Genomic DNA, 12,576 nt, shown 5'->3' with positions numbered 1-12,576 from the left:
ACTGAATACATATCCCTAGGGCCTGCGCAAAATCCCAAGGGAGACAACACAATGGCTATGCCCTCCAGCAAGTTCATCGGCGCCGGCACCCCGAATATCGCTGTTACCGGTGGTGTCCTGGTCGCCCCGCTGGCTTCCACGCTGCCGACCTCCGCGGACGGCACTATCGATGCCGCGTTCAAGGCGCTCGGCTATGTGTCCGAGGACGGCATCGAATCGATGGGTGAGCGGCGGATCGAGTCCGTGAAGGACTGGAACGCCGACATCATCGCGCAGCTGCAGACCGAGCACTCGGTGCGTTTCGGTCTGACCCTGTACGCGGCCTGGGATCAGGACGTGCTGCGTGAGGTCTTCGGCGAGGACAATGTCACGCCGACCGCCGCCACCTCCACCTCCGGTGCGCTGTACACCGTGACGGAGAACGGCGCTCCGCTGCCCCACCGCGCGTGGGTCTTCGACATGGCGAACGAAGAGAAGAAGCTGCGTATCGTCCTGCCGAACGCCAAGATCACCTCGGTCACCGAGAAGAAGTTCGTTTCGACCGAGCTGGCCGGCTTCATGATCACCGTCGAGGCGTTCAAGGACGACAGTGGCGTCAAGGCGTACCGCTACCTGAACGACGGCAACAAGCTCGCCGCCTGATATCACGACGGTTCCGACCGTCACCTTCCGTGAGTTCGAACCCCACCGGGTCGAACCATGTCTGAGGACGGCCCCATGCCGTCCGACAAGCCCCCAACGGCGGCGGGATTTCCATCCTATGCGCAGGCCCGCCCGTCGCCGTTGGGCCTTCTCATATCAACACCTGCGCATGCACAACTACTACTCGAAAGGGTCTGCGTAACAATGACTTCTCCGAAAGCCCCCATCACCATCGCCCAGCCGATCAAGGTGAAGGACGACTTCTTCTACCGCGTGAACGGCGTCGAGATCCAGCTGCCGTCGCTGTCCTACCTGAAGCCGGGCGTGGTCCGCCGGATTCGGCGACTCAGCGATGTGGACGCGATGTACACCCTGCTGGAGATGAGCCTCTCGCCCGAGGCGCTCGCGGCCCTGGACGATATGGATCCGGACGCGTACCACGAGATGCTGGAAGCCTGGCGCGCACACTCGGGGATCAGCCTGGGGGAATTCTGAGCCTCGATGCTCTTCTCGAAGAGTATTGCGAGGCAATCGAATACGACTTGATCAGCCTCGGTCTGCGGTTGCGTCGGCTCGGTACTGACGAACTGAGCTGGCGCGACCTCAAGGCCGTCGTTTCATTCCTGCCGCCCGACTCGGCGCTGATGCGCACCATGCACCCGGAAACCTATCGGTGGCAGCTGGACCAGCAACTGCTGGCGGAGATGACCGACTGCCTGCGGTGGATGATGTGGTCCAAGAGCGACGACGCCCGCCACGGGCGCAACCGACCCGCCCGCATCCCGCGGCCCGGCGTCGAATCCGATCGGGAACGGGTCGGTACGGCCATGAGCATCGACCGGATCAACGAGTTCCTCGGCTGGAGCGAGTAGTCCTCGCCGGTGGCCGGGTGCGGGCGCAATCGGCCCAGAAAGTGAATGCAATTGTGGACAAGCAACGCCCACCGGCAATGACACTGCCGGACATTCTTGCGATGACAACCAATGGGCAGCCCGCACCCGGGAAGCGGATCACGCTGCCCAGCGGCGCGGTCTGGGAGGGAGGACCCACCGCCGGGACCTCGCTCATCACCCTGCCCGACGAGGACCCGATTCTGGTCTCGGACAACGGTTCCGGGGCGCCTAACACACTGGTTGGCCGTTCCGGCCCGTTCGGAGCTCTGGCCCGTGCGTTCGAGGAAGTGCTCGGGCACGTACCGAACTTCGTCACCGATCGGGTGGCCGCCGAGACGCGAAATCTCCTGCGCGGGCTACCCGCGCCGGATGAGGGGGAGACCGAAACCCGGATCATCAAGTTCAGCTCCAAGGCCACGCTGCTCAATCCCGCCAAGAAGCGCGGCGGCTCCGGCGGGGACGATGCGGTCGAGCAGCATGATCCGGACTCGGACGAGACACCGGTCCGTCGTGCACGCGGCGGCCTGGTGCACCGGCCGGGCGATTTCATCAATGGCCTGATCCCCGGATTGGGTCCCTCCACCGCCGACGATGTCCCGCTGCTCGCATCCCGTGGCGAGTACGTGGTCAATGCCGAGGCGGCGGCGAACACGCTGTCGCTGCTGGACGCGATCAACGCGGGCTGGGTGCCGTCGGCCCAGTTCCTCACCGGGATGCTGGAGGGGTTCACCTCGCCGCTACCCGAAACCGTCGCCACGACACCGACTCTCGAACAGTGGCGCGGACTGCTCGGCCAGGGCGTGATCGCGGACATGCTCGGCAACGCCGGTGCGGCCGCGGTGAACGCCGCCGGTTGGGCCGGGTCGGCGCTGGGGTCGGCGCTGGCCCCGCTCTTCCAGCCCGGCGGCCCGCTGAGCGATCAGGCGCAGCGCATCGCCAACCCTCCGGTGCGGACACCGCCGAGTTCGACCGCGCCGGGGGCACCGCTGCCGCTGACCGCTTCGATGCAGGCCAAGCCGTCCGGGATGCTCGGCGCACTGGCGGGCCTCGGACTGCCCGGTCTCGGCGGCGGCAGCATTGGCGGCGGGAACGCAGAGCTGAGCGCGCTTTCCAGTGCGCTGAGTTCCGGAATCGCCGGAGCCGCAGCGGAAGCCGGGAGCCGGGTCGGCGCTGCCCTGGGAGCGATCATCGCACCGGCGCTGGGGCCTTCGGGGCAGCTGGTGCCGGAGATCGGCGAGCAGCTGGGGCGGCTGATCGGGTCGCAGTTCGGCGGTGAGCTCACCGCGTCGATGAGCCTGCGGACCGAGGTTCCGGGGCAGCCCGGCACCGGAGGCGGTGGTACGGGTGCGACGACCAGCGCGGATGGAACGCCCACCGTGGGGTCCGGCGCGGGACTGCCCACGAACGGCGGCGGCAGCATCGTGGGTGGTGCCGGACCCGCGGCTGCCAGCGGTGTCTATGACGCGGCCGGGGAGGGCTCTCGCTGGGTGTATCTGCCGAGCGATCCGGAGAAGGGACTGACCGGCGGGTGGGCGTACGTGACGCCGACCGACTCGGGTGTGCGCACCGCCGCGCCTCCGGCGGGCACTCAGATCGAGTCCATGATGCCGGACAAGGACGGCATCGCTCCGCCCATGCTGGATTCTTTCGAAGGCGTCGACTGGTTCGGCGCGCTCACCGGGAACGGGCCGAAAACCCTCGCCCGCGAGTCGTATCCGTACAACCAGTACGAAGGCGATTTCAAGGGCCTGCTGCAACTGGCATCGAGGAAGGTTGGCAACGATCTCGGAACCCTGCTCTCGCCGATTCTGGGAGCGAATGCTCCCAAGGCACTGGGCGATCTCGCGGCGATTCTCACCGTGCCGATCGGGCAGGCGTACGCCGACGCCGATCCGAATGGCGACTGGACCACCACGATCGGCCATTGGCTGAGCCAAGCCACCGGAATTCCGTGGAGCCCAACCGGACAACAAGGTGCCGGGGGAGTGCCACAGCCGGACATCCCGCAGCAGATCGGCCTCAACGCCCTGTCCTCCGGCATCCAGGGCCTGCAACAGGGTGGCCTGCTGCGCGGCCTCACCGGAGCGATCTCCAGCGCGGCCTCGTCCGCTGGCAGCCTGATCGGCGGCGCGGCAGGCACGCTCATCGCGCCCTTCCTGGGCCCGGCAGCCCCACTCGGCCCCGTCATCGGCCAGATGCTGGGTTCGATGGTCGGCGGCATGATCGGCGATCAATTCACCCGCCCCATCGAGTGGGCGGGCTACGCGGTGAAAGAACTGGTCGGCACCGGTTTCGGTCTCACCGATCTGGCGGAAGGCCCGGGTGGACACACCGCCCGCGTCGATATCTACAACTTCAACGGCACAGACCCCAAGAGCGCGTCCATCGCGGTGGAGCGGGTACGCCGGCGCCGGGCTCTGGCGCAGCAACGCGGAGGAGGTTTCGGGCGATGACCCACCAACTTTTGGAAACCCACGGCACGAAGGTCGTGCTGTGGGATGTCAACGGCCGGGTGTGGCATCTGTCCGGCACCAATTCCGGCCGTGAGGGTGTGCGGCTGTCACAGCAGGCCGGGTACATGTTCGCGCCGGTGCAGCTGCTCGTCTCGGAAGGTGCGCGCCAGGACGGCGCGACCTTCATTCGATCGGTCCGGTCGAAGAAGGAATGGGATTTCCTGGTCGTCGTGTCCGGCGCGGCGAAAGCCGGTGGCGTGGATCCGATCCGGGACTTCCACGCCGTGCACGACGCCTGGTTCCGGGGATGGTCGACCGACAAGCCGGTGACCGTCGGCTACTACACCCGCCACCAGGGCTGGCGATTCCAGCAGGCCCAGTTGGACGCGGCTCCGGAGCCCGTCGGTGATGTCGATCCGGCGCGCAACGCGATGGCCGTGTACAAGATGTCGGCCACCGCCATGGACCCGCTGGAACACCACTTCGACGAGAACTCGGTGTGGACCAACACTTCCGGTCTCAATGAAGGCATCGTGCGCATCCGCAACGCCGCCGACCAACCGGCGTGGCCGCGGTACACGATGAACGGTCCGGGCAGGTGGTCGATTCTGGACCCCGTCGCGGGTGATGAGGTGCGCATGGTGCAGACCCCCCGATTGGGCGCGAACGAGACCCTGCGGATCGACACGCACCCACGCCGCCGGACGGCGCGCCTGTACACCGACTCGGATACGCAGGGCCGCAATGTCTGGGCGCAGCTCGCGGGCCGCCGCTGGCTGCAATCCATGGTGCCCTGGTCGGCCACTGATATCACGGTGCAGGTGGACGGCGGCACGATCGAATCCAGCATCGTCGCCACCGTGACACCGCGATCCTCGAGGCCGTTCTGATGAGCGCCGGAACCTGGGATCCGCACACCGAAGTGCGGCGGATGGACGAGACATTCCGCGCGGATCAGGAGCAGGCGCGCAATCCCGATGTGCTGGTTCGCTTCTGGGACAAGTACATGCGGGAGGTGGGTGAGGAGCACAGCTACCTGTCGCTGGAGTTCACCTATCCGCGCAACGCGGCGGGCGGTCTGAAGATGATCTGCCCGCGGGATATGACCCACTTCGATCACCTGTTCGGCAACAAGGAGGACGGCGCGGACGCCACTATCCCGATCACCGTGAACACCAAGGGGTTCCGCTGGGATGGCTACGTCACCAAAGCGTCGATCGTGCGCGACGAGAACGGTGTCGAAACCGTCGACATCGAGGCCATCCACGCCTGGAACCACGTCGCCACCATCTGCTGCTGGGCATCGCCTTTCGCGCCGGTGCTCGCGCAGTTCCCCCGGCACCACATCCTGTTCGGGCCGGTTCGCTCGTTGGTCACCACCTACCTGACCATGAACCTGATGCGGTTGCAGGCGCCGGGTTGGCAGCCACCGGACCTCATCGAATCGCCGGAGTGGAACGGCGTCGGCAATACGTTGTTCCCGATCGCGGTGGTGCCGGTCGACCCGTTGCGGGACACCAGCCGCTGGAGCGCGGCGTCCGCTCGATTCGACATGGCGGACAAGCTGTTCCAGCCCATGCTGGAGGACTCGGGCGTCATGCTCACCGCACGGTTCTTCCTGCCGGGCGAAGACGAGCAGCCCGCCCCGGAATGGTTCCACCTCGAGAAGCCGACCGTGGTACTCGAGACCGTCGACAAGTCGGGCGTCACCGGTAGCACCGGCACGCTGCTGGATGGAATCCAGTCGTGGATCGAGGAATTCGCCGACGACGGCACCACGCCGGTCCGGTATCCGCGCTTCGATTCCACCACGGAATACGAGGCCGTATACGGGCAGCCGGGCAAGTTCGGCACCTTCAAGAACTTCCCGTGGGTGTGGTACTTCGAAGGCGAGTATTCCGGCATCGGCGCATCCGAGGTCGCGCTGCACAAGCCGACCGCGACCGACGTGATCATCGGTGGCCGCTCGCCCGGATGGGTCAACGCCGGAATCGAGGTGGTGATCAAGGGCCTGCTGTCCCTGATCGGCCTGGACTTCCTCTATCGCGGCCAGCTCAACGACGTCTTCCTCGCCTGGATGGTGTACCGGGACATGGGCCGCGTCGAGCGCGCCGGGCCGTACGCCTTCCGCGAGCTGTACATCACCGGCAGCGACAAGGCGTTCAACCTGGACGGCTTGGTCGCCGGTCGTCAGGGCCTGCACCTGACCCGCGGCTACACCAGCCACAAGGTGACCATCGAGGACAACGCCCCCTATCTGCTCGGCCGCGACTTCGGGCTCGGCGACCAGATCGGATTCCAGCTCGGTGAGTACGTCTTCACCGACTACGTGACCGAACTGACCTTCTCCGACAACCGCGAAACCCCGGCCGTCTGGCAGATCACCGTCGGTGACGGCTCCGACGAGGAGGACTCGATCGTCAAGGCGTGGCAGCGGCTCGGCCGCTTCGCCGCCGCCATCAAGGATCTGTCCACCGATGTCGGCGCGGACCTGGATCTGCTCATCTTCTAATCCCGCTGGAGGAAACACTATGGCGGACATCAGTTTTCCCGCCCATCTCACCGTGCAGCGGCAGCTGGACGTGGATGGGCTGCCGATTCTCGAGGCGAACATCGCCGTGGCCGACGAGGTAGCTGGGCTCGAACTACCCCAGGGCCCGGCCGGGGAGCGGGGGCGGCAGGGCCGCCCGCGCACCACCTCCCGAAAGATGGGGGAGATCGCCACCGCTGCGGAGCGGCCGAGCGGTCTCGGAGCGGCCGATCGCGGCAAGTGGTGGCATCGGCTCGACACCAATGGCATGGATGTGTGGACCGGCACGGCGTGGCGGCATTCACCGGACGCGGTCGGTCCGAAAGGAACTGTGGCCGATGCGAATACAGTCACGGCCGAGACCGTGCATGAGCGGACGCTCACCCAGCCCGCTGCCGAGTTCGAAGGTACCGGCGCGCAGCTGTTGCGGGTGACCGCACCGGCCGGTCAGCCGGGTGCCAAGGGACCGGCCGGGGCGTCCGGGGCGATCAACGAGTCACCGGACTTCGACCAGTCGCTCGTCCCCGTGCCGGGAGGCACCTTCGCCTACCACCCGGCGACCCGAATGTTCCGTCCGCAGCCCCTACCGATGGCCGCCGGCCCCTGGGTGTGGTTCAACGAGGACTTCGCGGCGGACCAGGCCGCGTCGGTGCCCCAGTTGATCGCCGGAACCTTCACCGTGCCGGCGCAATCCTTCGCGTGGCGACCGGTCGTCTACGGACACATGCTGCTGTCCTCGCAGGTCACCGGCTCCCAGTACGTGCGGGGCATGGTGCGGATTCATCACTCGCAGGGCCAGGTCGCGGCCGCCACCGTCGGTACTTCCGGCGCCTACTGGTATCAGCCGATCATTCCCACCTACCGCGACGAACAGACGACCAAGACCCTGTCGCCGTCCTCCACCTTCGCGGTGGTCCCGGCCGGTCAGCCAGCCAATCTGGTCGTTACGGCCGAACGTGGCGGGAACGGCAGCGGCAGCATCGGGTACAAGCGCGCGAACGCATCGCTGGTCGTCTACGCCCAGCCCATCTGAACGAGGTCATATGTCAACCGTTGGTGAATATTTCCGATCAACACTCATTCGCGGTATCGATGAGGGAATCGGTGGGCCGGGTGTGGTGCAATCCCTGCAGAGCACACCGAGCGACGGCTCGCTCGAACTCATGACCGGCACCGTCGGTTCGGCGGGACCGGAGGGCGAGCCGTGCCCTGCCTTCCGCTGGGAAGGCGATATCGCAGACCAGGCCGCTCTGACCGCGCTGGCATCGAAACTAGGTCCGGCACAGGCAGGTAAGGCGTGGCGTGTCCTGGCCGGGGACTCGCTGGTCTTCTGGAACGGTACCGGCTTCGATACCTTCACCGAGGCGTTCGGAGCTGCCGGGCCCGATGGTGATACCTGCACGGTGACCCTCGGCACCGTCGATACCGGCCCGGCCGGATCCGATCTACAGGCCACCATTACCGGTACCCCGCCCAATCTCCGTCTGGACCTGACGATTCCGCGCGGCGTGCAGGGAAGTCAGGGGCCGGCGGGTGGCCCGGGACCGATTCGCAACGCGCCCGACTATGCCGATGGCGCGCATGTCGACGGAGCCGTACCGGTGTGGAATACGGCACTCGGCAAGTGGGTTCCGCGCGCCTATCCCGGTATCCGCGGACCCTGGTCCATCGTCGAGGGCACCGCATGGGACGGTGGGGCCGGTTTCGCTCCCTCGCAGAGCAACACCTCCACGTCCCCGAATACGGTGGCACGCCTGAATGTTCCGGCGCAGGACACCGATTGGCGGCCGATCGTGCACGGCGGCGTCACCGTCCAAAGTACCGACGACAGCACCACATTCGACGAACGCATCGACGCCGAGGTGCGGCTGGGTTCCGCGAGTGGACAGATCCTCGCCCTGGGAACCGGTGTCGGTGCGGGCATCGACGTGCACTGCCGCTTCCAGCCCTATTTCGGGGCCCGGATCACGCCCGACAGTGCGGTGGGAGTCGTTCCCGCCGGGCAGCCCGCAGTCCTTCATGTCGTACTGCGACGGGCGGCGGGCAGCTCCAATTACCACTACTTCATGGCCGGCGCTCAGATCACCTGCTGGGCCCGCCCGGTCACCACGACTACGGAGTGACACAGTGACCGAAAACCCGAACACCGTCTACGACGACGATGTCATGATCACCATGCGCGGTATCGCCGATTCGGTCGGACTGCCGCACACCGTCAACCCGATCGAGCACGTCGACCGCGAGATGCTCGTCGAACTGCGCCAGGGCCCGACCGGTCCGGTCGGGCCGGACGGCGCACCCGCGTGGCCGTGGGAATGGCAGGGTGACGTCGACGATTTCACGGCTCTACAGGCATTGCAGCTGACGACGGCCGATGCCCGCAAGGCATGGCGAGTCGTGTCGGAGAATGCCGTCTACTACTGGACCGGGCTCGAGTTCATCGCGTTCGACCGCGCCTTCGGCAAGCCTGGCGCGCGAGGGCGTACGAACCGGTTGACCGGCTCGGCGGTGGCGGGGCCGGTGGGTTCCGCCGCGACCGCGCGACTCACCGGGACCGCACCCGAACAGCATCTGGAGATCACCTTCCCGCGCGGCGAAACCGGTCCTGTCGGTGAGCCAGGTGCGGCCGGTCGCATCCAGGACGCGGCGGATGTCTCGATCGATGTCGAGCATCCGCTCGGGCAGGACTACGTCCTGTCCTGGAACGCCGATCTCGGCAAGTTCCAGCCGGTACCGAGCCCGCGCCTGAACGGACCGTGGGCGATCGGACAGGGGCAGATCAACGGTGGCACCAGTCTCACCGATGCGACGAAAACCATTGCCGCCATCACTATTCCGAGCCAGCCGATGTCGTGGCGACCGGTCGTCGAAGGCTGGATCAGTATCGGCACCGACAAGGGGCAGCCCACCACCCGCTGCGATATCGAGGTGCGAATCGGCTCTCCGGAAGGCGAACTGGTGGCACGTGGGCACGGCTCGTCGTCGCCGATCTTCGCCCTCGCCCTCATCGCGCCGGAAGCCGACTACCCGCTGACACCCGATTCGGCCATCGGCGTCGTTCCGGCGAACCAGACCGTCACCCTGTACGTCACCGTGCGCCGCAAGGTCGGTACCGGCCGCTACTCCGTCCGCGCCAGCGACGCACAGGTGATCGTCTACGCCCAGCCCGTGTAGCGCGCACGGATTCCCGCGGCTCGGCTCACGAGCCGCTCAACTCACAGCCGGTGCGTCGATTCCGGCTGCCTCCCGCCCGAAAGGACTGACCCATGGCCGAACTGCCTCCGCTGAAGTACGGAAAGGTCGTCGGACGCTTCCTCGCGAACGTCGCCGACGGACCGGACATCGGCGACCTGCCCGAATTCCTGCCGCTACGCGGCACCCTCACCTTCACCGCCGACGCTCCCAAGATCCTCGTCGGTGGCGCCGAACCCGCACCCGCCACCTATGTGCAGCTGCCCGAGCACTACGAATGCCAGCTGGACGAGTTCGGCTACCTCACCTGGCGCGGTAAGCGCGGCGTGCGGCTGGTCGCACCCGGAGCAGCGACCAATCCGACGGACTGGACCTGGCGGGTGTCGTTCAACCTGAACTATGACGGCCGCCAGATTCCCATGGAGTCGTTCAGCTTCGCCGTCACCGAGTATGTGGCGGGTCCCGATCCGGAGAACCCGGATGCGGGCTCGTCGGGCCTGGTCGACCTGACCTTGGTCGCTCCGGTTCCCGCCAGCCCCGGCAATGCCGTCGTACGCGGTGAGCGGGGCGAGGGCATCCAGATCGACGGGCAGGTAGCCACCTACGGTGAGCTGCCCGCGTCTCCGGCCGACGGCACGCAGTATGTCGTCACCACCGACGGGCTGCTGTACGTCCACCACGCGGCCGCGGGAGGCTGGACCCCCGACGGGCAGGGCATTGTCATTCGCGGCCCGGCGGGCACCACCGAATGGTCCGGCATCACCGGTAAGCCGGCGACCTTCCCGCCGACCATCGGTGCCACCGCGACCACCGCCGTCGCCGGTGACGATCCTCGGCTGAACGATCCCAGAACCCCGCTGCCGCACACGCATCCGGCCAACCAGATCTCCGACTCCACGGCGACCGGCCGCGCGCTGCTCACCGCCAGCGACGCCGCCGCCGCCCGCACGACGCTCGACACCATCGCCGGCAACGACTCCCGCCTCACCGATGCGCGGGTGCCCACCGCCGCCGGGCAGGCGTACGACATCGCCTTCAAGTCCCACACCGGGACTCGCGCCGCGGGTGCGGGCAATGTGATGCCGGAGGGTCTGCGCATCGAGCGGCCGATCAACATCACCTCGATCACCTATCGCGGTGAGACCGCGGGCACCGGCAACCTGGTCGTCGAACTGCGGAGGAACGGTACGACCATTCCGGGCACCGCCGCCACCATCGCCGCTGCCGGCCATGCCGGCGACACCGTGGTCACCACCGGCGCACCCTGGGCGCTCACCGTCGGCGACCGGCTGACGGTGTACATCACCACGGCCGACAGCCCGGCGGGCAAGGGTCTGCAGGTGAGCCTGAAGGGGGTGACGTCCTGATGCCGATGATCGTCGTCACCGGGGGCGAATCCTTCATGCCGTCGGGCATGAACAAGAACGGCACCCAGAAACTGACGGGTAGTTGGACCGAAATCACCGGCTGGACAGCCGATACCGACAACTATCCGGGCTCCACCCTCTCGGGCAACGGTCTGCGCGCGCAGGGCAGCAAACCGAACGCCAGCGTGAACGCCACCCTCGCTTTCTCGGGCGCCAGCGGGACCGGTCCGACACAGCAGGCGCGCATTCTGGTGAACGGCACCGTGGTCGCCACCGGACAACAGCTGATCGGCGCGTCCGGAACGCTGACGGCCTCGGCCACCGTCGCCCTCAACGAAGGCGATGTGATCACCGTGCAGGCATTCGGCACAGCACAGCTCTCCGGGTGGGAGAGCACGATCTCGGCCGCCGGCTCGCACGTCCGCATCACCTAGAGCGGCACGGCCATGTCATGGACCGGAGATCCGATCTGGCTCGCGGACGTGCTCCGCGCTGCCGGACTGCGAGTCATCGAACACGACGGCTGGCGCGACCGCGGGCACGGCGACTTCCGTGACCTGCGCGGCGTGCTCTGCCATCACACGGCGGGCGGCGGCGCGAACGACTGGCGGATAGTGCAGTACGGCCGACCCGATCTGCAAGGCCCACTGGCACAGCTGGTTCTGGAACGTGACGGCACCTATCGGGTGATCGCGGCGGGCGTGAGCTGGCACGCCGGCCGCGGCTCCTGGCCCGGTTGGCCCACCGACAACGCCAACTATCACGTCATCGGCATCGAGGCCGTATCACGCGGTGATGGAACCGACTGGACCCCGGCGCAACTCGACGCCTACAAACGCGGCTGTGCCGCCATCCTGGCCCGCATCGGTCGTACCGCCGCCGATTGCGTGGCCCATCGCGAATACAGCCGCGAAGGAAAAATCGACCCGGCCGGAATCGACATGACGGCGTTCCGCCGCGATGTCCAGGCCCTCATCGACGGAAAGGACGCACCGATGACCGCAGCGGAAGTCAGCCGGCTCGAGGACTTCATCACCGCGTTCTGCGGCCCGATCAGCAGCGACGTCAAAGACATTCGCGAACAGCTGTGCGGCCTCGCCCAGCGCGACGCCGGACAGTACGGCGGCTGGCCGCAGTTGGACAACCTCACCGTGGTGGACGCGCTCGCCGACATCCGAGCGCGGCTGGACCGACTGGAACGGCGGGGATGACAGCCATGTCGAACCCGAGTCGCCAGCACATACCTGCCTGGACCCCTGGAAATGTCAGCGCCGGTAGTCCCGCCGACACCGGCCCCAACCGGGTGTTCAACTTCAACAACATGTGCGAGGCGCAGACCGCGCACCTCGTCAAGCGAGTCAATCGCGGTCGAAAGATCGTCAAATCCGCTGGAAGCGCGCACAAGACGTAGACGTCTCGTGTCGTAATGAACCCACGAGGGGGGGGGGGGGGCGCAGCGGCCACCCCCCCGGGGGAGAGAGGGGGGAGAAAAAACAAAA

The 12,576-nt window shown here is 67.1% G+C and carries 12 protein-coding genes; all 12 read left to right on the top strand.

Going from position 1 to position 12,576, the window contains the following annotated elements:
* Positions 1 to 51 precede the first annotated feature (51 nt).
* The 12 genes from QK444_RS04365 to QK444_RS04310 all read left to right on the top strand — a co-directional run bounded on the left by QK444_RS04365 (position 52) and on the right by QK444_RS04310 (position 12,288).
* Positions 52 to 642, top strand: a complete 591-nt coding sequence (locus QK444_RS04365) for a hypothetical protein (protein ID WP_282777289.1) — start codon at positions 52 to 54, stop codon at positions 640 to 642.
* Positions 643 to 846: 204 nt separating this feature from the next.
* The gene (locus tag QK444_RS04360) at positions 847 to 1,137 is read left to right on the top strand and encodes a hypothetical protein (protein ID WP_282777287.1); all 291 of its coding nucleotides are present in this window, start codon (positions 847 to 849) and stop codon (positions 1,135 to 1,137) included.
* A gap of 47 nt (positions 1,138 to 1,184) precedes the next feature.
* Positions 1,185 to 1,514 (top strand): DUF5361 domain-containing protein, encoded by a 330-nt coding sequence (locus QK444_RS04355; protein WP_282777286.1) that lies wholly within the window; start codon positions 1,185 to 1,187, stop codon positions 1,512 to 1,514.
* Positions 1,515 to 1,615: 101 nt separating this feature from the next.
* On the top strand, positions 1,616 to 3,988 hold the full coding sequence (locus tag QK444_RS04350; protein ID WP_282777284.1) for a hypothetical protein: 2,373 nt from the start codon (positions 1,616 to 1,618) through the stop codon (positions 3,986 to 3,988).
* On the top strand, positions 3,985 to 4,878 hold the full coding sequence (locus QK444_RS04345) for a phage tail protein (protein WP_282777282.1): 894 nt from the start codon (positions 3,985 to 3,987) through the stop codon (positions 4,876 to 4,878). The genes QK444_RS04350 and QK444_RS04345 overlap by 4 nt, the downstream gene beginning before the upstream one ends.
* A complete protein-coding gene (locus QK444_RS04340) occupies positions 4,878 to 6,500 on the top strand; it encodes a phage tail protein (protein ID WP_282777280.1) in 1,623 nt (540 codons plus the stop codon). The genes QK444_RS04345 and QK444_RS04340 overlap by 1 nt, the downstream gene beginning before the upstream one ends.
* 19 nt (positions 6,501 to 6,519) lie before the next feature.
* Positions 6,520 to 7,551, top strand: coding sequence for a hypothetical protein (locus QK444_RS04335; RefSeq protein ID WP_282777278.1), 1,032 nt, complete (start codon positions 6,520 to 6,522; stop codon positions 7,549 to 7,551).
* Between the two features lie 82 nt (positions 7,552 to 7,633).
* Entirely contained in the window at positions 7,634 to 8,641 is a 1,008-nt protein-coding gene (locus tag QK444_RS04330; RefSeq protein ID WP_282777276.1) for a hypothetical protein, read from the top strand.
* A 4-nt stretch (positions 8,642 to 8,645) separates the two neighbouring features.
* Entirely contained in the window at positions 8,646 to 9,692 is a 1,047-nt protein-coding gene (locus tag QK444_RS04325) for a hypothetical protein (RefSeq protein ID WP_282777274.1), read from the top strand.
* A gap of 92 nt (positions 9,693 to 9,784) precedes the next feature.
* Positions 9,785 to 11,077 carry a hypothetical protein gene (locus QK444_RS04320; RefSeq protein WP_282777272.1) on the top strand — a complete coding sequence of 431 codons (1,293 nt, stop codon included), beginning with the start codon at positions 9,785 to 9,787 and terminating at the stop codon, positions 11,075 to 11,077.
* Positions 11,077 to 11,511, top strand: a complete 435-nt coding sequence (locus QK444_RS04315; protein WP_282777270.1) for a hypothetical protein — start codon at positions 11,077 to 11,079, stop codon at positions 11,509 to 11,511. The genes QK444_RS04320 and QK444_RS04315 overlap by 1 nt, the downstream gene beginning before the upstream one ends.
* A 12-nt stretch (positions 11,512 to 11,523) precedes the next feature.
* Positions 11,524 to 12,288, top strand: a complete 765-nt coding sequence (locus tag QK444_RS04310; protein WP_282777268.1) for an N-acetylmuramoyl-L-alanine amidase — start codon at positions 11,524 to 11,526, stop codon at positions 12,286 to 12,288.
* Positions 12,289 to 12,576 lie beyond the last annotated feature (288 nt).

The organism is Nocardia sp. CC201C (genome assembly GCF_030010695.1).
Lineage (GTDB): Bacteria > Actinomycetota > Actinomycetes > Mycobacteriales > Mycobacteriaceae > Nocardia > Nocardia otitidiscaviarum.
Note: the sequence above shows the minus strand (reverse complement) of the source record. Positions and strands in the feature narration are given on the sequence as shown.